Below are 23,635 nucleotides of genomic sequence, written 5' to 3'. Positions count from 1 at the left end.
ATAGGCAAGCTTAGTTAACGATAAGATATCTATAACTGTGTTCATTGAAACTACTTAATTTTATCGATACTGATAGCTACATGAAAAATATTACAGTGTTAACACAGCAAAACCATGTTACTACCCCGTCACAAAAAATCCCAAGGTAAACGTGAAAGTGATCGCATTAAAGCCGCTTAACTGCCTAATGAAGGTTGGTCAACACTGATGATTGCTCTAGCATTACGCGTGCATGAAACCAGTTTGGTGCGCTTTATAGATGATTACCTCTACAGTGAAAAATTAACGATAGAAAGTGGCTGCTCACAAAGTCATCTAACCGATGAACAAACACAGGGAATTATTCAGCATTTATGTGACCTTGCTTATCTTCACGCACATCAAGTAGTCACTTATATTAAAGAAAAATATGCCGTCACTTATCAAATATCAGGATTTAATAAGTGGTTACACCAACATAATTTCAGTTATAAAAACCTAAAGGTATGTCTCATAAATTTAATGAAGACAAGCGAGCAGAAATCATAAGGTAATCATTAATGCTTACCGCGCGAACGGTTTAGTTTTCCCTCTAATGACCTGTCGTTAGAAAATTATCTATAAACATATCCTATTCGCACAAAGTTTTCATAATTTCTATGCCGCTTCGTGCCCCGAAGCGCCACAGAATTTAATACCTAAAATCATATTAATCTATTGTCCACTTTGGTGTATTCTAATCAAATTATAATTTTGACTTTATAGATTCCTGATGAAATTTAGAACAATTCTATTATCTAACGCAGGGCTAATTTTCATCGGTTCAAATGTCGCTAGATAACCCACGGCTAACGTCCGGTTTCGTATCAGAGAAGACCATTTTAGTCCTGATTTAGGGGGTTAGAAAAGGTCTCGAATATGACCTTTAGCTGACTGTAAAAAAAGCTAACACTATCAAGTAATTATTTCCGCTTAGCGCACAAAGTGATCGTTAATACTTTTCAGTCTCGACAACTTCTCAGCGAGCATCAACCCGTTGACTAAAGATTGATTTGGTTCGAAAATATCATCTACTAAAGGTGTTGATTCTAATGGTCCTACTTGTCGAGATAACCTCATTTGTAATGTCTATTCACATTGCGTTTTCTAGTAATCGCTAAATAAATAAAGAGCGACGACTATTATTCGTAGTTTAACAAGTTCGTGTGCCAATCAAAATATAAGCTCAACAGATAGTCGTTCTAATGTATCCCATCTAATGATAAAAAGTAAAATAGCAACAGCCACGGTAACTTCAGAAATACCATAGCTATAATACTTATCGATGACATGCAGTTGCCGTAATGAAGATAAAGGGTTATCGCTATTTGAAGGTCTTTAGAAGTCTTTAGAAGTCTTTTAAAATGATAAAACCTTTTACAGAAAACTGTAAAAGGTTTTTATTGGTAGTTATCTTAACAGTCAGTGTTTATAAAAATGACAACAACTCTTCGTCTAACTGCATTAACGTTTTAGGGTCTGCCATCATGGTGATTGCTAACGATTTAGTTCTTGGCAACATGCGCTCAAAGTAAAACTCTGCGGTTTTAATTTTTGCACGGTAGAAGTCTCTGTTTTCAACATCGGTTGCTAATTTTTCATAAGCCGCCTGCGCCATTTGTGCCCAGAAATAAGCCATAACGATGTAACCAGAATACATTAAATAGTCAACCGAAGCAGATCCGACCACATCGCGGTTTTTCTTTGCTTTTAATGACAAACTTAACGTATTTTTCTGCCAGCCGGCAACAGCTTTGCTCAATGGCCAAATAAATTGATTCATCTGACGTTTATGAGGGTTATTTGAAATCATACTTTTGTCTTTACAAAAGCTTAAGACTTCCATGGTAAAGTGTTTTAAATACTTACCACGATTTAATAAGATTTTACGTCCTAATAAATCAAGTGCTTGGATACCCGTCGTTCCTTCATACAAAGTAGCTATACGTGTATCACGAACAATTTGCTCCATACCCCACTCTTTGATGAAGCCATGACCACCAAATATCTGTAAGCCATGATTTGCACTTTCTGAACCTAGTTCAGTGAGGAATGCTTTTAAAATCGGCGTAATAAAACCTAAACGGTTATCAGCTTTACGGCGTTGCTTATCATCTTTCAACATTTGGATGTCATCAACTATCTTCGCCGTATAATAAATCATAGCACGGCCACCTTCAGTGATCGCTTTTTGCGTCATTAGCATTTTACGAACATCAGGGTGAACAATAATTGGGTCAGCAACTAATTCAGGTTTTTTAGCACCGGTAAGTGAACGCATCGACAATCGTTCTTTTGCGTAAATTAATGAGTTTTGATAAGCAAGTTCTGAAGCACAGATACCTTGTAAGGCTGTACCAACACGTGCGGTATTCATAAAGGTGAACATACATTCTAAACCTTTATTTTCTTTACCGATAAGTACGCCTTTTGCACCATCAAAATTTAACACAGCGGTAGCTGAACCTTTGATACCCATTTTATCTTCAATAGAGCCACAAACAACATTGTTACTTTCGCCAATATTACCTTGTTCATCAACTTGCATCTTAGGAACAATAAATAATGAGATACCACGCGTACCTTTTGGCGCATTGGGTAATCTTGCTAAAACGATATGAACTATGTTTTCAGTTAAGTCATGCTCACCAGCTGAAATAAATATTTTAGTACCACTAATACTAAATGTGCCATCATCGTTTAACTCAGCTTTTGTTTTAACTTGACCTAAATCTGTACCACATTGTGGTTCAGTTAAACACATAGTGCCGGTCCAAGTACCTTCGGTAAGCTTAGTTAAGTAAAGCTGCTTCTGTTCTTCAGTACCGTGTAACTGTACCGTATCCATAGCACCGTGGCTTAGACCAGGATACATAGCCCACGACCAGTTTGCCGTACCCATCATCTCTGACTTTACCATGCCTAGCGAAGCAGGAAGCCCTTGGCCACCATGTTCAACAGGGTGGGACAAACTCTGCCATCCACCGTCAACGTATTTCTGATAAGCTTCTTTAAAGCCTGTAGGCGTGGTTACTTTACCATTATCAAAAGTACAACCTTCTTTATCGCCACTTTGGTTTATTGGTAATAATTCATTTTCACAGAATTTTGCACACTCTTGGAATATCGCATCAACCAAGTCAGGTGTCGCTTCTTCAAATTCTGGATACTGCTTATAATGGTCATAATAATTAAAGACATCTTCAAATAAAAATTTCATGTCTGTGATCGGTGCTTTATAACTGAGCATGTATCTCTCCAGTGCTTTTTAAACTATTTATTTAACTTCTTTCGAATATAGCAGAAAAACAACTGGTCATACCACTGTTTTTTACTAATAAATATTTATATATTTATAAATAGAACTTAAGTGTAGAAGACAACTGTATTTATTAAAGAGAATAAGCGTGTAAAATTTTAATTAAGAATAAAAATTTTAGCTTTGCTGTATAAGGAATAAATAGCATATTAACAATAATATTAGCTCTGTGGAATGTAGTCGAAGCCGTGATAACAACAATCGCAGCAAACGTCTGCTTCGCGTATAGAAAGCGAATTAAACTAAACTGTTATAATTTTTGTTGTTTATTTTATAGAATTTGAGGTCTTGAGGTCTTGAGGTCTTTCATATGGCTATAAAAACAGTAAAAACAATGTTGGCGGAGTGGACGGGACTCGAACCCGCGACCCCCGGCGTGACAGGCCGGTATTCTAACCAACTGAACTACCACTCCGCTGTATTGCTCTCTTCAAGTTTTACTACATAAGTAGACGGTACTTAAACCCGTAATTTTACTTTTGAATGTTATTATAAAAGATGTCACGCCTTTTATAGTTAGGCCATTCAAACCTTATTCTTAATTAAAACAATGTTGGCGGAGTGGACGGGACTCGAACCCGCGACCCCCGGCGTGACAGGCCGGTATTCTAACCAACTGAACTACCACTCCGCTGTATTGCTTTTGAATGTTATAATAAAAGATGTCACGCCTTTTATTGTTAGGTCATTCAAACCTTATTTTTTACTTAAACAATGTTGGCGGAGTGGACGGGACTCGAACCCGCGACCCCCGGCGTGACAGGCCGGTATTCTAACCAACTGAACTACCACTCCGCTGTATTGCTTTAAACGTTTAGTAAAACTAGGTGCTTAACCTTTGATTAATTGGCGGAGTGGACGGGACTCGAACCCGCGACCCCCGGCGTGACAGGCCGGTATTCTAACCAACTGAACTACCACTCCGCTTTATAATCAACACATTCTTCAACAAGTCGTTGAATGCGGCGGAGATAATACGGTTAAGACGCAGAGCAGTCAACCACTTTTTTAATATAATTAACTGTATGCACGTTTGATGTACAATACGGCTGAATTACATTCAAAAATGGCTTTATTTAATTGGCTACTCATCATTTTTTGTTCTTTTTACGGCGAGATATAAAGTAAAAGACTAACGCAATAAGGACTATTCCGACGTTTGCAACAGCAATAATAATATAAGTTTGTAGATCTTTTTCACTTTTTGCCCTTTCTTGTTCGACTTTAGCTTCTTGCAACTGCATGGCTAATTGTTTAGCCTTTTCCTCTGCTAGTATAATTTTATCGGTAATAACAACATCCGCTTTGTCTACAGGGGGTGATGTCACTTCACCCTTAGCATTTAAGGTCGGCATCACTAAGCCCACTTTACTTTCTGCATTAAAGGTAAATTGTTCTAACACTAAACGGAATTCGCGGTCGTTAATTGTTTTGCCAAAAACACTCACTTTTATACGATGAATACCTGACTCGGTGTAAGCAAGTTCATAAGTACGTAAATTACCTTTTTCTTCCAGGATAGAAAATGGTACTTCTTGACGGTCTGGAAAAATAACTTTCCCTTGAAACAAAACACTATCAACATCTACATAAGTAGGGTCGATAGTAAAGATGACCTTGTGAGACTTCCCGACTTCCATTACGGGTTCAACAGAAATGGTAATTGGTGTCTTTTGCAAAATAATGGGTTTTTGTCGTAACTCTCGAGTAGCCATCGGCATAATAACAGAGTAAATAGGTAGCCATTCACCCGGAGCAAAAGCAAGTTCAAATTCGCCAGTAAACACACCATCCTTGGCATACTCATCTAAGTCACGGCCATCATCACGAAACTGCGCTATTTTAATGGGTTCAGCACCAAAATTATCATACGCAGAATTGTTGGTACTAAAAAAATCTACATTGAGGTTAATAACGTCACGAAAGAGTGGATCATCAATAGCTTGTTCTCCGTTATAAAGGTGACCTTCAATTTTTAAGGTTTCTCCCGAGAGGATAACCTCAGGTAAGGGGTCAACTTTAATAGTGACATCAGTGACAACCATAATGTGGCTTTGCGGTAAAATATCACCAATAGCCTGCCAAGGGCCGGGCATTGGATTTTTAATGGTGATTAAATCAAAAGTACGATCATCAAACCAAGTAATTTTATCTTTAGGTAAATTATTAATTTTAATTTTTGTGCCATCAGGGCGCACAAGTATGATGGGTGGCGTGCCACTTCTTCGATAAAATAACAGAGTTATTTCTTCAAGCAAGGCATCTATTTTAAAACGATTCTCAAAATAAGGAATTGCATTGGTAACATTATCTGATTGGTAATAATCAATTTTGGTTTGTTGTCCATAACTTGGTATAGATATCAATAAAGTGGCTGCTACTATGATAATAAAAAGTTTTGACTGACCTATTTGGGCCATATTGGTTCGCTCCCTTTTTCAGCAACAATCGCTAATCTTTCACTATGCTTAATAAGTTCATCGGCAGAAGCTTGGATAACCTTTAATTTTGTTCGTTGAGTGGGTAAACGACGAATAGCATTACTGTCACCTGATCCGCTACCTGCTGATAGATTTAACACAGATTGCTTACGCGTCATCTCTACATAAACAAACGCTAAAAGTTGAGCATCGATTAACGCACCATGATAAGTGCGATCAACTAATTTATCGACACGATAGAAACGCGCTAAATAATCAAGAGTCTTTGGTGAACCAAATTCATCTTTTGAAACATGCAAAGTATCTATGATCGTACACATATCACGAGTGTTGGGAATATTTCGCTTTAATAAAGCAAATTCATTGTCCATAAAACCGATATCAAATTTAGCGTTATGAATAACAAGGCGTGCACCTTTAATAAATTCGATAAAGTCATCGACAACTTGACTAAATAAAGGTTTATCACGAAGGAACTCATTGGTTAATCCGTGAATATTGATAACTTCATGATCCATTTCAAACAATGGATTGATATAAACGTGAAAACTACGGCCAGTTAACTGTCGGTTGATCATTTCAACACAGCCTACTTCAACAATTCGGTGCCCTTCCCTAGGATTAATACCCGTTGTTTCTGTATCTAATATAATTAATCGTTCATCTTGTTTTACAACTTGTTCGTTATTCATTGTGATTTCATCACCTTTTTTTTGGGTCAGGAAGTGGCTCTGGAAACTCAGTAATATTTATTGTAAATTTTTTACTGAGATTTAACATGATTATAAGCGCTCCAACAATAAGAGCTTGGGTGGTTAACCATGCTAATGACAGTAAATGCCAATAAAAAAAGCCAACTAAGCAAATAATCAAATCAAAAAGTAAGGCAAAAGTGAGAATCCCCTTACCATGGCGCCATGATTTTTTAACCCAGTCTTTCGCATTTGGCCGGCGTAAGCTTAAGACAAGGACAACAAAGACACCTAACGCACCAGAGCCTAAACTTAAATAAAACAATGATGTTTCAGGGTATATCCATTGAATAATACCAACACGGTCTTTCATATTGGTTACTGACATTAGCCAAACGACATAACCCCGTAAAATAAAAATCAAAGCTAGGTAGACCCATTTTGATATTTTCAAACAATCAAAATTGTCAAAATCTTGCACTGAATAAGTAGAGTAATTATGTTTACTCATCAATATCATGACCGCGCTTTTTTGTATGCTCTATTCTCAGGTGCTCTTGTGCGGCAGTAATAGCTTTTACTGCTCGGGATCTAAATTCACGATAAAATAAAGTATAAACAACCAGTAAACTGGCAAAAACAAATAACGCAGGATGAAAAAACCAACACATTGCCGCAATAGAAAAATAATAAGAACGTAATCCGTAATTATAAGAATGTGCCGCTTGGTCTTGCACTATTGCCATTTGTTTTGCATAGGCACGCAAGTTTTCATTTTCGCCTAATTCATCATAAGGCGCAGCTCCAATCATGACATTTAAAAAGCCATACTGTCGCATAGACCAAGTAAATTGAAAAAATGACATAATGAAAATAAAAGCTAGTACACCTAATTTTAATTGTATCGCCACATGATTTGGAAAATCGGCATAGGGAATTGAACCTATCACCGCTTCTAAACGTTCGACTTGAGCGAATAGAGTCAATACACCGGCTAAAACTAGTAAAGTTGTTGAAGCAAAAAAAGCAATATTTCGCTCCAAATTTGCTAACAGCGCAGCTTCACCAACACGAATATCTCGCGTCATTAGCTCATTCATCCAATGAATTCTATGTTGATGAAGACATTTGGCGATACAATCAGTGTTTTTTGCCTTAACACGAGCAAACCAGGTGTAACCAATCCAACAAGTTACAAAGCATATAAAGGCAAGAATATCGAGTAAAGTAAATGGCATAATAATGAAGAACTAGATAACAGGCATTCCATTATGCAGGAGAATATTTATAGATTCGAGCTAAATTTTCTACGATTAGTCAGGCAAAAAATGTTAGAAAAAACCATTAATCGTATTCCTTATACAAGTTATCGTAATTCCTTTGACAGAAACTCTAACTTTCTTCACCATCGCCGGTAAATCTATTACTTAAGTTTACCGTCAGTATTGAAGATAAACTTTGTGCAAACACTTTCCTTTGGAGCATCAATGTTCACTGTCAAATTCAGCCATATTTTGACTATTTCCACTTTATTATTTTCTTTTCATTGTAAAGCCAGCGCACAACAGTCAACCCAAATCCCAAGGATTTCCGGTAAAATAACCATAGATGCTAAATTAGATGAAAAACAATGGCGCCATGCAAAAAAAATATTAATCAATAACGTTACTCGTCCATACGACAATATACCTAGTCAAGTTCATACCGAAGCACTATTAATGGAAGATGGCGGTACTTTCTATATTGCTTTTATTGCTCAAGATCCCAACCCAAGCCAAATTAGAGCGTTTTACCGCGATAGAGATCAATCATGGGGTGACGATGTCGTTGGCATAAAAATTGACACTTATAATGACCAACGTTCGGCTTATCGATTTTTAGTCAACCCTTTAGGCTCTCAAATCGACGGTATCGAAAATGAAATAACGAAAAGTGAAAGTGATTCTTGGGATGGCATCTGGGACAGTGCAGGAATAATTAACGATAAAGGCTATATCGTAGAAATGGCTTTACCCCTTCGTATGCTTAACTTTACTGAAAAATCATCATTACAAGATTGGGGCATTGAATTAATGCGTTTTTATCCTAGAAACGAATTTTTTCGTTTCTCAAACGTCCGCCTTGAACGAGATAACGACTGTGAGTTGTGCCAACTTCACACGATTGAAGGCTTTACGGGGGCAAAACAAGGCGATAACTTAACCGTTACGCCTTCACTCGTTACCGGCGTTAATGAAGAAAGAGAAAATAATGAGGATTGGCAGAGTGAAACCAACACAGAAGCTAGCTTAGATGTTCGTTGGGGAATAACACCTGACTGGGTGTTGAATGCCACAATTAATCCAGATTTTTCAACGGTTGAAACAGATAATGCTCAGTTAAATATCAATAATAACTTTACACTTTTCACCCAAGAAAAAAGACCCTTCTTTCTAGATAATGCTGATTACTTTGATTCAAATTATAACCTGATTTATACCCGAAATATTAACTCACCAAACTACGGTGCTAAATTAACCGGTCGAGAAAATGATCACTCCTTTGGTTTATTTGTCACCGATGACGACAGTACCAATATTTTAATCCCCGGTAATAGAGGCTCTTCCATAGCGAGCATCGAAGGCGAATCAAAAGCAAGCGCTTTTCGCTATCGTTACAATTTTAACGAAAACATCACTATGGGGACCGTAAGTACCATACGTACTGCCGAAGATTATCAAAATATAGTACACAGTGTCGGCAGTCAAATTAGACTTTCAACGGCTGATGTCTTTAAGTTTCAAGCGCTTTATTCAACTACAGAATATCCTGATAACTTATTTGAGCAATTTTGTAATGCCGATGATGGCGACGACTCAAGTGAGTCAGACAATTGCTATGCGCCACCAGAAAACATTGACTGTGGCTATAGTCAATGTGATTACAATGAGCAGGTTTTACGGACCTTAAAAGATGATAAGTTTAGTGGTAGCGCATTTAAAACCAGCTATTCTCACAATGACCGAGACTGGTATTACCGCGTAACATACGATCAGCAAAATTCTGGTTTTCGTGGTGATTTAGGCTTTATTCCTAATGTTGACTACAAGCGTTTTTCTGTTGGTGGTGATAGAAAGTGGTATGCGAAACCAGGTGAATGGTGGACGAAATTTAAAATATATTCTGATTGGGATATCACCCATAACGACAATAATGAATTGATTGAAAAAGAATTTGATATCAACGCTCAACTAAATTCAAGTATGAATTCATACTTCCGCTTTTCTTATTCAAACCGTGATTTAGTCGGTTTAAGAAAAGATAAAAGTATTTTAGCCATTGACGGTAACACCACCTTGTTTACCGAAAATCAATTTTCACTCTTCGGTGAAGTTAATCCAATGCTAGGTCTATACTTTAACAGTAACTTTAAATACGGCGATGCCATTGATTATAGAAACAACCGTCTTGGCCGCACTAAACGATGGAGTTCAAAGGTAACCTTAAATGTTGATAAGCATTTAGAATTAAATATCAAACATACCTTTAATCAATTAGATGCCACTAATCATAACGTCGATGCGACCAGTAACAATGTCTTTACTGCAAGATTGACCGATTTTAGAGCAACGTACCAATTTAATGTGTTAAGTTTTTTACGTTTTAGTTTTATTTATAATAATACCAACAGAAATATTAACAATTATATTTACACAGATCCCGAAGATATTACCCAAAGCAGGAAGAACGTCTCAACTGAATTGTTGTACGCCTACAAGTTGAATTCGCAAACAGTTTTCTATTTAGGCTATTCTGATAGACACTACACCGAAGAAGATTTTAGCGACTTAAATCAAAATAAACGTAATCTCTTTATGAAGTTTAGTTATGCTTGGATGAAGTAAAAATAAATAAAAATCCTATCAACTTTTAAGTAAAGTCTCCATTTGGCGACTTTTTTATTGTCTGCTAATAAAAGAGCTAGAATAATTAATGATTGTTTTAACTGCATTTTTTTGACACAATTTATCCAGAGTCACAATATAAAAATAATAATATGTAACCCTGGAGAGAAAATGTTGTTGTTAAGAAGTAGCTACAAAGCCATAGTAGCTAGTATATTTTTACTGTTTTCACAGAATAGTTTTGCTGAACAAAATACCCAAGAAAAAACAATCAATAAAATCGATCATTTATCGATACCTTATGCTAAAACAAAAGTCACTATAGACGGCAACATCAACGAAGAGGAATGGTCTCAGGCATTATCCATAGAACTCAACATTGTTAATTCCCCTTGGAATAATAAGCCTAGCCCGGTTAAAACCACCGCAAAAATATTTGAAAATGGCGAGACCATTTATATCTCTTTTATTGCCCAAGATCCCAACCCAGAAGAAATAATTGCCTACCTAGGTGACCGAGATACACGACTCGAAGACGATGTGGTGGGTATAAAACTCGACACTTACAACAATCGACGATTAAGTTATGAACTTTTTGTTAATCCTTATGGATCTCAAATCGATAGAATAAAAAACGAACTCACCGGTGATGTCAATTCAGCTTGGGATGGTATGTGGCAATCGTTTGGCAAAAGAACCGCGAGTGGTTATCAAGTTGAAATGGCTGTGCCCTACCATGCATTGAACTTTGCTGACACAGATGAAGAAAAAACCTGGGCAATTGAATTTATTCGTCTCTACCCTCGTGACTCTCGCCTACGTATATCTCATATACCGCTCGACCGAGACAATGATTGTTGGTTATGCCAAATACCTGAAGCAAAAGGTTTTAAAGATGCAAAAACCGGTAACAATTTAACAATCACGCCAGCAATAGTGGCAAGTAAAAATGATACTCGTGACATTTACGACCCACAAGATGAATGGCAAAGCGATAACGACACCGAAGCGGGTGTTGACTTACGCTGGGGTATTAATGCCAACACGCTATTAAACGTTACGGTAAACCCAGATTTTTCGACAGTAGAGTCTGATGCCGGACAACTTAGCGTTAATAAAACCTATTCCTTGTTTTATCGCGAAGCTCGTCCTTTCTTTGTAGAAAACTCAGATTATTTCTCTTCAAACTTTAATTTAGTTTATACCAGAAACATTGCCAACCCTGATTATGGTGCAAAATTAACCGGAACTAATGACAATCATACCTATGGTGCTTTTATTAGTCACGACACAGAAACTAATTTTATTGTACCTGGAAATACTGGCTCACGTTTAGAATCGTTAGATGAAGAAAGCCACTCTGGCGCATTTAAATATCGCTACGACTTTTCTGAAGAATTTTCATTAGGTGCAATTAGCACCTTAAGAAAGTCCGATAGTTATCAAAATACTGTTGCCGGTATCAATACCAAATATAAAATGGATGACTCGAATGCTATTCTTGCACAAGTTGTTCATTCAAACAGTGACGATTCAATAGAGGAGTCGACTGATTTTGCCGACCAAGCGGTCAAACTTAGTTATGAGCACAACTCGGAGTATTGGTCGGTAAGTGCTGAACACCAAAAAATAGGTAAAGATTTCCGCGCTGATTTAGGTTTTATGCCCCAAGCTGATTATCAAGATGAGAGATTGTTAGTTGACCGTTTCTTTTACAGTGAAGGCGACAGCTTTTGGCAAGAAGCAAAATTGTCAGGTCAGTGGCAAATTAAACACAATGAAAATGGTGAGTTGCTAGAAAAAAGTTTGGCATCAAGTTTTACGATTGATGGCCCTAAACTTTCACAATTTGATATTATGTTTACCTATGCAGATAAAATAGGCTTACGTAAAAGTGAGTTAAATCAATTAAATGGAGGCATTGCAACAATTGAGTTTGATGACTCTATTGACGGTAATACCGACCGCTTTACTGAAAAGCTTTTGACTATGTTTGCGTATATCAAACCAACAAGATACCTTTATGGTGAAGTTTATTATTCTTTTGGTCAAAAAATAGATTACCAAAATAATCGCCTCGCTGATTATCAAGAAATTTATGCGAACACCCGCCTTAACCCAACCAGTCATTTAGAAATTGATTTTTCTTATACTTATGAAACTCTCGATACCAGTCAAGGTAATGTATACGATGCGAACTTAGTGGAATTAAGAGTTTCTTACCAATTTGATGTGAACAGTTATCTTAAATTAAATGTTGTTTACTACGATGTAGATAAAAATCCAGATAATAATATCTCAGCTTATTCGAAGACCAATAGTGATTTATCAACACAATTAATTTATAGCTATAAGCTTAATCCACAGACGGTATTTTTCTTAGGGTATTCAGACAATAGCTATCAAGATGACGACTTAACTACGTTAAGGCGTGGCGAACGTACTTTGTTTACTAAAGTTAGCTACGCTTGGATGCCTTAGCGCCTTATTAATCGATAAATAAGTTTAGTTTGATAACGGTTATCAAACTAAACTTTAGTTTCACACTGCGACGTTAACAAAAACTCTGGCTGTTGTTTATCTGCGGTATATTAGCGCTATTAAAACGATTCATTAACACATCGTTTCATCTATCAATTACCAATTATCAATCAATCAAAACTTCTATTTGCCTTCTGCCATGTTCTGTAACAGTAGCAATCGTTGTTGTTCCTGCTGAGAAGCTTGATAAGGTAAACCGCTTAAACTGTTGACTGCAAAATCTTTTATAGGATGTTCATCAATTGAACTATCACCGTACTTGGTTGGTTTACCGGGAGCGGGTGACATTAATTCGATTGAGAAAGTTGATAAGTAAAATGGCGCTTGCCTGCCTTGTAATACTGACTGGTGAGCTTTTAAATAAAGATGACTATTGCCCTTATTGAGTTTTGCTTTGCTAACTAAGTGGGCGATGGGTTGGTAATTGGCATCAAATAAGTTTGCCCGCATTCTATATAGGCCTTGCTCTCTAGTCGTCAAATTAGCTTTTAATACCATATCAGCATCTTCATTGTAGGCCGGTTCAAAACTTTCTAGGGTAGCAACTGAATCAACATATTTAAGTGCTAGGGTAATATTAATATTCTTACCATTAATTTTCGCCTTAATCGATGCTTGCAATTCTCGTGGCAAATCTCTTTTACCGGTAAAGTGTGAATGCCAGTTTTCTTCACCCTGTTCAAATTGACTGGTCAATAAAACTTTACCTGTTTTGATATCAACAAGTTGTAGCTCTGCGCCGGTAATATTTTCACCGGTTAGTGTCGCAAAAACGATTTCGGGATAGGTATATCGATATTTTGATAATGCGGCGCTTACTTGAGTGCCATTGTCGTCAACTAACATAGATTGGGGATTAAAAAAATTAGGGGTTAAGCGGTCAAAATCTTTATCCGTTAAAGGTTGTGAATAGGGTGGATAAGTTAACTCTGCCGCATACGCTTGTGCAACGAGTACTGCAGAATCGTTTGAAGTGATTTTATTAACTGTAGCCGCGAGCGAACTATTATTACTTGGCGGCTGTTCTGGCAAGCTAGTTGTCTTAATTGGAATTGTTTTTTTCAAGGGGTCATTAACAATCGTAAATTGTTGCGGTATTGATGGCCAAAATAGCCAGACAACAACGGCGATAATAGATATAACACTGAGTTGTTTTAACAATGATTTTTTTTTCATAACGGCTTTACTCTTTTGCCAAGACACTGTTGATTTTCCTTGATTAACCTAGAAAACCAACAGCCTTAACTATATTATTTAATTCGGAATCGCGTCATAAATGAGCGTTGACATACTGTCATCATTCGAATTTTCAACATAAAGATAATTACTTTTCCAAAGCCACCAGCCAGTCGTTTTAGTATAAGTGTCAAAGTAAATGCTTTCTCCTGACAGTAGGTTTTTCTGATTACTTGCTGCCGTCACTTTACCTTGCTGTTGTGGCTCAAGTAACGAACCATGACTATAAGCTTTACCCATAAGCATTGGATAATGGTATGGCATAAAACCATTAACGGCATTACCTTGCTGTGCTATTTTACCATTTAACGCGATACCGGTACTGCAGCTGCCGTATCTTGCTTGGCGATTAGCCCCGCAAGAGGAGTGCGTACCAACAACACCGTCGTCATTACCTTGAATAAATGGGCTAGTAACCCCTAAATACTCACTTGCATCACCAACAAAGCGTAGACGTGGGATCCTCGCATCAGGTAATGGTGCAAGTTGTCTAGCGTTATTGACTTTTAAATCATTAAGTACACCCATTTCATCGCCAAGATCGCCGCCAAGCCAAGCCTCTAATGCTGCCTCAATGACAAAAGACCACGTTTCTGTACCCTCAGCAACACTTACCGCCACATCAGCAAGTTCACTGCCACCACCTGCGCCAGCAATGTCAAAGGTCGCAACAATATTCAGTGGTGCTAATCCGGCATTTTCCAACCAAGTTTCTTGGTTATCAATAATATACCGTGCCACTAAATCACCGGTTGAATGTGTTACAAAGATGCAACCCGGTGTACAAAAGTTACTTTCAGAAAATGATTTTAACTTTGGCCAAACATAGTCAGTGGCTATTTTACCTTCAATTCGTTCATATGAAGGCCAGTCAATACGGGCATCACTGAGGTTATTCCAATAGCCTTGCCAGTAATTTTGACCACTCGCCGTAACGTCACCGTCAATAATAAGTTGTTGTGGCTGAAAGCCATGGATAAGTACTATTTTATATTCTTTACTATACGAAGCTGCTGAGCAGAATGTCAGGCATATCCCTGCTACAACCGTTATACGTTTGATTATATTCATTATTTCCCCAAATTATTTTTAAATTTTATTTTATAATTATATTTTTACGTCTTATTTTTATTGGTACTACAACTCATCGGACGTTCGACCAGTTAAAATGATAATAGTCCAATGACTATTTATTAGTCAATGGCTAATTATTTATAATTTTGATAGTTTATTGATAGGTTATTAACAGTTTATTGATAGTAAAAACAAGGACACTTTCAGTAAAGATCAATAAATTTATAATAATACCATTTAAAAAGAGACAAATTAATTCAAGCGCTTAACACCTTTTACTCATCAGCTCAAACGAGGTATCATTAGTATTTTATTAGCAATAATAATAAAAAATAAAAGTAGGTTATTATCAAAAAGAACGATAATTAAAGGCAAACGACACACTAATTTAACTTAAAAGGCATTTCTATATTCTTTTTTTGTATATAAGTTAACAAAATATCACTTCTTTTATTTTTATAAAGCGCTAACCTTGTGCTATTAAAGTAAATAAAGCTTTATTAAGGAGCTACCATGACTACAATATTTGAAGATAACTCAACCACTATCGGTAAAACACCTTTAGTAAAACTTAACCGTGTAACAACCGGTAATGTTTTTGCAAAGATAGAATCAAGAAATCCAAGTGCGAGTATTAAGTGTCGTATTGGCGCAAACATGATCTGGGATGCAGAGAAGAAAGGCTTATTAACGCCTGGTAAAGTAATCGTTGAACCAACAAGTGGTAATACTGGCATAGCCCTTGCCTTTGTTGCAGCAGCTCGAGGTTATGGCATTACGTTAACTATGCCACACACCATGAGTTTAGAACGCAGAAAATTATTAGCGGCTTTAGGGGCTAAACTTGAATTGACCGATGGCGCTAAAGGTATGAACGGGGCTATAGCTAAAGCGCAAGAAATTAAAAATTCAGATCCAGACAAGTATGTTTTATTGGGGCAATTCGACAACCCTGCCAATCCTGAGATCCATGAAAAAACGACCGGTCCAGAGATCTGGGCAGATACCGATGGTAAGATTGATATTTTTGTTGCTGGCGTTGGAACAGGCGGTACCATTACCGGTGTTAGTCGTTATATCAAAAATATTGCCGGCAAAAACATTATGTCTGTAGCTGTTGAGCCTACTGACTCACCGGTTATTAGCCAAAAAATGGCGGGTGAGGCATTAACACCTGGCCCACATAAAATTCAAGGTATTGGTGCTGGTTTTATTCCTGGCAACTTAGACTTAAGCATGATTGATGCTGTTGAAAAAGTGACCAACGATGAAGCAATGGCAATGTGTCACCGCCTAATGAAAGAAGAAGGTATTCTTGCGGGTATTTCTTCAGGTGCCGCGGTTGTTGCCGCTAAACGTTTAGCTGAGAAGCCTGAAAACAAAGATAAAAATATCGTTGTTATTTTAGCAAGTTCCGCTGAACGTTACTTATCAAGTCCATTATTTAGTGATGAGTTCACTGATAAAGAACTTGTACAATAATATTGACATCATCAAAATAAAAAAGACGCTAAGGCGTCTTTTTTTGTTTTATCAATCTGCAATAAAGCGAGCAATCGCTGGATGAATTAAGCCACTATGGCTTACCGGTCCCATATGTCCAGTTGGAAAATGTTGATGTTCAATATTGGGTAAGCTGGCTTTAATTTGATTGGCTAATGATTGGCTCAGTTCAGGACTGTGTTCCCCTGTCATCATTAACACTTTACAAGTAAGACCACTTAAATCAATTAAGGTATATTTCTCTGATATTAAACCTTTAAAGTCTAAACTCACCTTAGGCATATCTCTTGCCATTATATCCTGTACTTTTTGTGGTAGTGCTTTGAAAAAACCTGCTTGGTTCCAAAAATCAGTGAATATCTCTGCAGCCTGATACTTATCATCGATATTAACTTTGTTAGCAAAGTTATCCGCTAACATTCGAGCGTCACTATTTTGTTCAAGTAAATGAAACGCAACTGGCTCATATAAAGAAAGACTTAATATTTTTTCTGGATTCTCTATGGCTAGCTTTAAGGCAATCGCGCCGCCACAAGAATGCCCGACCAAATGGAAAGACTGATGTTGAGCAACATGAGTAATAATTTTTTTAATACGGTTAATTTCAACATCAAAATTATAATTTAACTCATCAGAGACTTTTTCTGCATTACCATAACTGAGCAAATCAATATTGATGACTAAGTAGTGAGGTTCAAGCAGTTTGACTAAGGGTTGCCATTGTCTGGCTGAACTTAGCGAACTATGAAGAAGTACAACCGGTGTTCCCTGCCCTGAAATATAGGCACCTTTTAGTAGATTATTTATGGTCATTGCAGCTATTTATTAGCGATAAAAACACCATTATCAGCTTAATCGAACAAATGTCAAAGTGAAATAACACTCAGTCTATTGCTGCGCAATTACAAAAGATACGGCTATAAAAGTTTACAAAGTAAATAAATAAAAATTCACACTTTTGCTGACATTAAATTATTTAATGTGATAGAAATTGATTAACTCAAATTTTCAACGAAATTAACTTAACGCCGTTTTGAGAAAATCGTCTGAAAAAATACAATAATAAAGAGTATTCATGGATATAAATCTTCAAGGTAAAAGCGCATTGGTCTGTGGTTCAAGTCAAGGGATCGGTAAAGCCTGTGCAATTGAACTTGCTCACTTAGGCGCTAACGTCACACTATTCTCACGTAATCAAGCAGCCCTAGAATTAGTCAAAGCTGAGCTTGATATATCACAAGACCAAAAGCACCAAGTATTAATCGCTGACTTTTCGAATACAGAACAAGTAAAAACCGTGATCAATGCGCATATTAACGCGTCGGGTGGTTATGATATTTTAATCAATAATACTGGTGGCCCCGCACCTGGCGCGGCCAATGAGGCTGGTGTCGATGAATTTATCAACGCCTTCAATTTACATTTAGTGTCTAACCATCACTTGGTTCAAGCGCTTATCCCTCGTATGAAAGAAAAGCAATATGGCCGTATTATCAATGTTATTTCTACGTCTGTTAAGCAACCGCTCAATGGCCTAGGTGTTTCTAATACCATACGTGGTGCAGTGGCTAGCTGGGCGAAAACCTTAGCAAATGAATTGGGTGAATTTGGTATTACTGTCAATAATGTCTTACCCGGGGCTACAGCAACCGCTCGTTTGGATGCCATTATTTCGGGGAAAGCCAAGAAACAAAACATTTCAATTGAACAGGCTACGCTTAACGAAAAAGCAATTATTCCAATGCGCCGTTTTGCTAAACCCGAAGAATTTGCAGCTGCGGCCGCTTTTTTAGCATCCCCTGCTGCGGGCTATATCACAGGTATTAACTTACCCGTCGATGGTGGCAGAACCTCGTGCTTATAAGGTTTACTTTAATAAACAATAGCTAGAGGAATAATAATGCTCAATGCGAATAATATTATTGAAAACTTTATTGATGGCGAATATCAAGCGCCCATCAATAATAATTATTTAGATAATATTGAGCCAGCCACGGGGCTAGTTTACAGCCAAATACCCAATAGTGATATCGCTGATGTTGAACAAGCTGTTGCAGCAGCAGAGCTTGCCCTGCCCGCATGGCGGGCCTTGGATTTAGAACAACGTGCCGACTATTTAATTGCCATAGCACAAGAAATTGAAAATCAACTTGAATCCTTAGCACTTGCCGAAGCCACAGACAATGGTAAACCGGTTTCTTTAGCGCGAATGGTAGATATTCCACGTGCGGCAAGTAACTTTAAATTCTTTGCTCATGCCTGTTCACAATTTGCTAGTGAATCTCATGCGATTGCTCATACGGCAATCAATTACACCTTGCGCCAACCTGTTGGTATTGTCGGCTGTATTTCCCCTTGGAATTTACCGCTGTATTTATTTACTTGGAAAATAGCACCAGCTCTGGCTACAGGTAATTGCGTAATTGCTAAACCCTCTGAAATAACCCCAAAAACGGCGGCAATGCTCGGCGCTATTTGTCTAAAAGTCGGTTTGCCTAAAGGTGTTTTAAATATATTACACGGAACAGGTGCACGTGTTGGCGCTGCAATATGTAACCACCCTAAAATTAAAGCGATCTCATTCACTGGTGGCTCCGCAACGGGTGCAGCAATAGCAACTCAGCTTGCACCAAAATTTAAAAAGTTATCATTAGAACTAGGTGGAAAAAACCCCGCCTTAATCTTTGATGACTGTCATTTTGAAAGTACCGTTGAAGAAGTTTTCCGCGCCAGCTTTGCCAATCAAGGTCAAATCTGTTTATGTGCTTCACGCCTATATATTCAGCGGGGCATATATGAGAAATTCAAAGCCGCATTAGTAGCAAAAGCACAAGCCCTTGTGCCACAAGACCCTTTACTTAATGAAACAAAAATGGGCGCGATTGTCTCCAAAGCTCACTTAGAAAAAGTACTTGGCTATATTGATTTAGCTAAAAAAGAAGGGGGTACTATTTTAGCGGGCGGTGAACAAGTGCTATTACCGGGTCGCTGTGAACAAGGTTATTTTTTACAACCGACTATCATTGAAGGCTTAAGTAATAATGCGAGTTGCAACCAGCAAGAGATCTTTGGTCCTGTTATTACCTTACAAATGTTTGATACTGACGAACAAGTACTAGCACTTGCCAACGAAAGCCAATATGGCTTAGCGGCGACTATTTGGACGCAAAATATTAATAGAGCGCATCAACTCGCTGAACAAATAAATACCGGAATTGTGTGGATAAATTGTTGGTTACTACGTGATTTACGAACGCCTTTTGGTGGTATGAATCATTCAGGTATTGGCCGAGAAGGTGGTTTAGAAGCCATGCGATTTTTTACTGAACCCAAAAATGTATGCATAAAATACTCATAGGTTCAAACTAAATAAGTAAATACCATAATTGTGTGGATAAATTGTTGGTTACTGCGTGATTTACGAACGTCTTTTTGTGGTATGAATCATTCAGGTGTTGGCCGAGAAGGTGGTTTAGAAGCCATGCGATTTTTTACTGAACCCAAAAATGTATGCATAAAATACTCATAGGCTCAAACTAAATAAATAAATACCATAATTGTGTGGATAAATTGTTGGTTACTGCTTGATTTACGAACGTCTTTTTGTGGTATGAATCATTCAGGTGTTGGCCGAGAAGGTGGTTTAGAAGCCATGCGATTTTTTACTGAACCCAAAAATGTATGCATAAAATACTCATAGGCTCAAATTAAACAATGAACCAAATTTGTCATAAATTTAAATCTTCAGGAGCAATATTTGCCAGCGTATTAGGCTGCAAATGGACGCTTATTTAACCTGTTTTCCTGTGGAGTTCTTTAGGAGAGGACGGTGATTTCGACATTCCCTACTCAGTCATACTCAAGTCTACATGCTATTGAAATAAATAAAGAACAAAGGTCTTTGATTGATTTTTGTTTACACTTATAACCCTAAAAATATATTAATTACATCAGGATCCCTTATGAGCGATGTTAAAATTAAAACGTCTTTGAACCCGAAAATAATCAACGCGGAACAAGCCCCAAAACCGGTAGGTTTATACCCTCACGCCCGACAAGTAGGCGATTTATTATTTCTTTCTGGTGTTGGCCCAAGAAAAGCCGGTTGCAAAGATATCCCTGGAGTTGTACTTGACGAGCAAGGTAAAATTAAAAGTTACGATATTGAAGCGCAATGTCATAGTGTATTCACCAATATTCGCTTAATTCTTGAAGCGTCAAATGCAAACTGGATGGACTTGGTTGATGTCACCGTATTTTTAACCAACATGGATGACGACTTCACCACCTACAATCGTATTTACGCAGAATACTTTGCCGATAACCAACCTTGTCGAACCACAGTTGAAATTAACAAATTACCAACGCCCATTGCCATTGAACTTAAATGTATCGCTGCGTTGAATCAACATAAAAAGCCTCAGACTAAAACGACGGGGGAATAGTTATGTCAACGTTAAAAAACAGCATCGCTATGCCTTTTAATTTACATGCTTGGATTGATGAACATCACCATTTACTTAAACCTCCAGTTTGTAATAAACAAATTTTTGAACAAGACAATTTTATTGTGATGATTGTCGGTGGCCCTAATAATCGTAACGATTATCACTATAACGTAACCCCTGAATTATTTTATCAAATTGAGGGCGAAATGGTGCTTTCAGTTATTGATGGTTCGGTTAAAAAGAATGACCATCATGATCCCAAAAATTTTCAAGATATAAAAATTAACGCTGGCGAGATATTCTTACTACCACCAAAAATGTTGCATTCCCCACAACGCTTTGAAAACAGCGTAGGTTTAGTGGTTGAACAAAAGCGAGCAAATAATCAAAAAGATGCACTTTATTGGTTTTGTCCCGACTGCAAAAAACAACTCTACACAGAAGCTTTTTATCTCGACAATATAGAAACAGACTTACCTAAAGTATTCAGCCGTTTTTATGACACACCTGACAATTGCACTTGTCAGCAATGTGGCATAACAGTGACGAAGGGATAAGTTATGCTAAAGATAGATATTCACACGCATATATTACCGAAGACCTGGCCTAATTTACGTGAAAAATACGGTTACGGTGGTTTTGTTAGTTTAGACCATCATAAATGTGGCTGTGCCCGAATGATGGTTGATGAAAAGTTTTTTCGTGAAATAGACCATAATTGTTGGGACCCTAAAGTTCGACTTGACGACTGTAAAAAGCACCACGTAGACGTACAAGTACTTTCAACGGTTCCTGTGATGTTTAACTACTGGGCAAAACCGAAAGATACTCTAGATTTATCGATGTATTTGAATGATCACATTGCTGGCATTGTTAACGACTACCCTAAGCGTTTTGTAGGGTTAGGGACTTTACCTATGCAATCGCCAGACCTTGCAATAAAAGAACTTGAACGTTGCATGAAAATTGGTTTGTCGGGCATTCAAATTGGTTCTCATATTAATGAATGGAATTTAGACCAAAAAGAGTTATTCCCTATTTTTGAGGCTGCGCAAGACTTAGGTGCAGCAGTTTTTGTTCACCCATGGGACATGATGGCGAAAGAAAAAATGCCTAAATATTGGTTACCATGGCTCGTTGGTATGCCTGCAGAATCAAGCTTAGCGATATGCTCGATGATCTTTGGCGGCGTCCTACAACGTTTACCTAAACTAAAAATAGCCTTTGCTCATGGTGGTGGTTCATTTCCATCAACTATTGGTCGTATTGAACACGGTTTTAATGTTCGCCCTGACTTGTGTTCCATTGACTGTCCGATAAACCCAAGAGATTTTCTGCCACAAATTTATCTTGATTCATTAGTTCATGATGAATTATCTTTGAAATATATTGTCGACTTAATGGGGGCAGACAATATTGCTCTCGGTAGTGATTATCCGTTTCCGCTGGGGGAATTAGCACCCGGTAAACTGATAGAAAACAGTCAATTTAACGATAACATTAAAGAAAAGTTACTGCATGGTTCAGCACTTAAATGGCTAGGCTTATCAAAGGAGCAATTTGTATGAGTTTAAAGATAAACATAGAACTTAAAGGGACTCACTATCAAATAAATCTTGAAAAATCATGGTCATTAGCTATTGCGGTTAACTTTAATCAGGCAAATCAACAACCCAATCATTTCTCTGCCAGTGCCGCATCAGCCACCCCTATGCAAGCAGAAAACTTTATTGGAGATACCCGACAAGGTGGCAGTTGCAATGTAAATGAATTAACAATTAATCCGCATTGTAACGGTACGCATACCGAGTCAATTGCCCATATTTGTCACTCTGCGATAAAGACCGATATAGTCAGTGATACTGAGATAATAACTAAGCAGACAGAAAATTATCCGTTAACCCTAGCGCAATTGAATATACCGGTGTTAATACCCTGCGCCATCATTTCAATCACACCTGAACTTGCCCTAAAAAGTGATGAACATTATACCCCTGACTTTTACCCACACGATGCCATTATTAGTCGAACATTACTCAAAAAAGCCTGTAGTCATTATACCAATGAACAACTACAGGCTTTGGTAATTCGTACTTTACCTAATGTTAAAAGTAAGTGCCAACAAGCTTATAGTCGTGAAAACCAACCCGCATTTTTTAGCCGCGAAGCTATCTTATATTTAAATGAACGCGGTGTAGAACACTTAGTGGTAGATTTGCCCTCAATTGACCGTTTGCATGATGAGGGGGTAATGACTTGCCATCATCTTTTTTGGCAAATTGAAGAAGGCTGTCACCAAATAAATAATGCCAGTTTAACTAACAAAACAATTACCGAAATGGCTTTTATTGATAATAAAATTGTCGATGGCTTTTATTTTATTAATATTCAAACACCTGCTTTTCATAATGATGCGGCGCCGAGTCGCCCGGTAATATTTACAACTAACAAGATCGGTGCTAAACAAGTGAGTAAATAA

20 protein-coding genes and 4 tRNA genes are annotated in these 23,635 nt (G+C 37.5%); 12 read left to right on the top strand and 12 right to left on the bottom strand.

Annotation, left to right across the window (positions count from 1 at the left end; translation table 11 throughout):
• Positions 1–207: 207 nt before the first annotated feature.
• The gene (locus tag H4J66_RS08250; RefSeq protein WP_182173008.1) at positions 208–528 is read left to right on the top strand and encodes a winged helix-turn-helix domain-containing protein; all 321 of its coding nucleotides are present in this window, start codon (positions 208–210) and stop codon (positions 526–528) included.
• Positions 529–1,447: 919 nt separating this feature from the next.
• Here the strand turns inward: H4J66_RS08250 and H4J66_RS08245 are convergent.
• From H4J66_RS08245 to H4J66_RS08205, 9 genes are all read right to left on the bottom strand, one after another.
• A complete protein-coding gene (locus H4J66_RS08245; protein ID WP_182173005.1) occupies positions 1,448–3,268 on the bottom strand; it encodes an acyl-CoA dehydrogenase C-terminal domain-containing protein in 1,821 nt (606 codons plus the stop codon).
• Positions 3,269–3,675: 407 nt separating this feature from the next.
• A tRNA-Asp gene (locus tag H4J66_RS08240) sits at positions 3,676–3,752 on the bottom strand.
• Between the two features lie 139 nt (positions 3,753–3,891).
• Positions 3,892–3,968 (bottom strand) — tRNA-Asp (locus tag H4J66_RS08235).
• An 87-nt stretch (positions 3,969–4,055) separates the two neighbouring features.
• Positions 4,056–4,132, bottom strand: a tRNA-Asp gene (locus H4J66_RS08230).
• Positions 4,133–4,184: 52 nt separating this feature from the next.
• A tRNA-Asp gene (locus H4J66_RS08225) sits at positions 4,185–4,261 on the bottom strand.
• Between the two features lie 167 nt (positions 4,262–4,428).
• Positions 4,429–5,757, bottom strand: coding sequence for a TIGR03503 family protein (locus tag H4J66_RS08220; RefSeq protein WP_182173002.1), 1,329 nt, complete (start codon positions 5,755–5,757; stop codon positions 4,429–4,431).
• The gene (dnaQ, locus tag H4J66_RS08215) at positions 5,745–6,470 is read right to left on the bottom strand and encodes a DNA polymerase III subunit epsilon (protein WP_182172999.1); all 726 of its coding nucleotides are present in this window, start codon (positions 6,468–6,470) and stop codon (positions 5,745–5,747) included. The genes H4J66_RS08220 and dnaQ overlap by 13 nt, the downstream gene beginning before the upstream one ends.
• Positions 6,471–6,480: 10 nt before the next feature.
• Positions 6,481–6,981, bottom strand: a complete 501-nt coding sequence (locus H4J66_RS08210; RefSeq protein WP_182172996.1) for a DUF2919 family protein — start codon at positions 6,979–6,981, stop codon at positions 6,481–6,483.
• Entirely contained in the window at positions 6,974–7,708 is a 735-nt protein-coding gene (locus H4J66_RS08205; RefSeq protein WP_182172993.1) for a DUF599 domain-containing protein, read from the bottom strand. The genes H4J66_RS08210 and H4J66_RS08205 overlap by 8 nt, the downstream gene beginning before the upstream one ends.
• Before the next feature lie 249 nt (positions 7,709–7,957).
• Here H4J66_RS08205 and H4J66_RS08200 point away from each other — a divergent pair, with 249 nt between their 5' ends.
• Both H4J66_RS08200 and H4J66_RS08195 read left to right on the top strand, forming a co-directional pair.
• A complete protein-coding gene (locus H4J66_RS08200; protein ID WP_182172990.1) occupies positions 7,958–10,354 on the top strand; it encodes a carbohydrate binding family 9 domain-containing protein in 2,397 nt (798 codons plus the stop codon).
• Positions 10,355–10,525: 171 nt separating this feature from the next.
• On the top strand, positions 10,526–12,835 hold the full coding sequence (locus H4J66_RS08195) for a carbohydrate binding family 9 domain-containing protein (protein ID WP_182172987.1): 2,310 nt from the start codon (positions 10,526–10,528) through the stop codon (positions 12,833–12,835).
• Between the two features lie 183 nt (positions 12,836–13,018).
• On the opposite strand, the gene H4J66_RS08190 is transcribed toward H4J66_RS08195, so the two are convergent.
• Both H4J66_RS08190 and H4J66_RS08185 read right to left on the bottom strand, forming a co-directional pair.
• Positions 13,019–14,071 (bottom strand): hypothetical protein, encoded by a 1,053-nt coding sequence (locus H4J66_RS08190; RefSeq protein ID WP_182172984.1) that lies wholly within the window; start codon positions 14,069–14,071, stop codon positions 13,019–13,021.
• A 78-nt stretch (positions 14,072–14,149) separates the two neighbouring features.
• The gene (locus H4J66_RS08185) at positions 14,150–15,202 is read right to left on the bottom strand and encodes a hypothetical protein (RefSeq protein ID WP_182172982.1); all 1,053 of its coding nucleotides are present in this window, start codon (positions 15,200–15,202) and stop codon (positions 14,150–14,152) included.
• Positions 15,203–15,718: 516 nt separating this feature from the next.
• Between H4J66_RS08185 and cysK the strand changes: the two genes are divergently transcribed.
• On the top strand, positions 15,719–16,687 hold the full coding sequence (gene cysK, locus H4J66_RS08180) for a cysteine synthase A (RefSeq protein WP_182172979.1): 969 nt from the start codon (positions 15,719–15,721) through the stop codon (positions 16,685–16,687).
• A 51-nt stretch (positions 16,688–16,738) separates the two neighbouring features.
• Here the strand turns inward: cysK and H4J66_RS08175 are convergent, their stop codons facing one another.
• Complete coding sequence (locus tag H4J66_RS08175; RefSeq protein ID WP_182172976.1) at positions 16,739–17,521, bottom strand: alpha/beta fold hydrolase; 783 nt, start codon at positions 17,519–17,521, stop codon at positions 16,739–16,741.
• Positions 17,522–17,783: 262 nt separating this feature from the next.
• On the opposite strand from H4J66_RS08175, the gene H4J66_RS08170 reads away from it, so the two are divergent.
• From H4J66_RS08170 to H4J66_RS08135, 8 genes are all read left to right on the top strand, one after another.
• Complete coding sequence (locus H4J66_RS08170) at positions 17,784–18,572, top strand: SDR family oxidoreductase (RefSeq protein WP_182172973.1); 789 nt, start codon at positions 17,784–17,786, stop codon at positions 18,570–18,572.
• A gap of 36 nt (positions 18,573–18,608) precedes the next feature.
• Positions 18,609–20,066, top strand: coding sequence for an aldehyde dehydrogenase (locus H4J66_RS08165; protein ID WP_182172970.1), 1,458 nt, complete (start codon positions 18,609–18,611; stop codon positions 20,064–20,066).
• 30 nt (positions 20,067–20,096) lie between these two features.
• Positions 20,097–20,237: an aldehyde dehydrogenase family protein gene (locus H4J66_RS20770; RefSeq protein ID WP_220463245.1), complete on the top strand. Its 141-nt coding sequence runs from the start codon at positions 20,097–20,099 to the stop codon at positions 20,235–20,237.
• Between the two features lie 30 nt (positions 20,238–20,267).
• A complete protein-coding gene (locus H4J66_RS20765; RefSeq protein WP_220463244.1) occupies positions 20,268–20,408 on the top strand; it encodes an aldehyde dehydrogenase family protein in 141 nt (46 codons plus the stop codon).
• 262 nt (positions 20,409–20,670) lie between these two features.
• Positions 20,671–21,153, top strand: coding sequence for a RidA family protein (locus tag H4J66_RS08150; RefSeq protein WP_182172967.1), 483 nt, complete (start codon positions 20,671–20,673; stop codon positions 21,151–21,153).
• 2 nt (positions 21,154–21,155) lie between these two features.
• Complete coding sequence (locus H4J66_RS08145; RefSeq protein WP_220463243.1) at positions 21,156–21,713, top strand: 3-hydroxyanthranilate 3,4-dioxygenase; 558 nt, start codon at positions 21,156–21,158, stop codon at positions 21,711–21,713.
• A gap of 3 nt (positions 21,714–21,716) precedes the next feature.
• Complete coding sequence (locus H4J66_RS08140) at positions 21,717–22,724, top strand: amidohydrolase family protein (protein WP_182172964.1); 1,008 nt, start codon at positions 21,717–21,719, stop codon at positions 22,722–22,724.
• Positions 22,721–23,635 (top strand): cyclase family protein, encoded by a 915-nt coding sequence (locus H4J66_RS08135; RefSeq protein ID WP_182172961.1) that lies wholly within the window; start codon positions 22,721–22,723, stop codon positions 23,633–23,635. The genes H4J66_RS08140 and H4J66_RS08135 overlap by 4 nt, the downstream gene beginning before the upstream one ends.

The organism is Colwellia sp. MB3u-55, from assembly GCF_014076785.1.
In the GTDB taxonomy this organism is placed as follows: Bacteria; Pseudomonadota; Gammaproteobacteria; order Enterobacterales; family Alteromonadaceae; genus Colwellia_A.
This window is presented reverse-complemented; position numbering and strand designations above follow the sequence as displayed.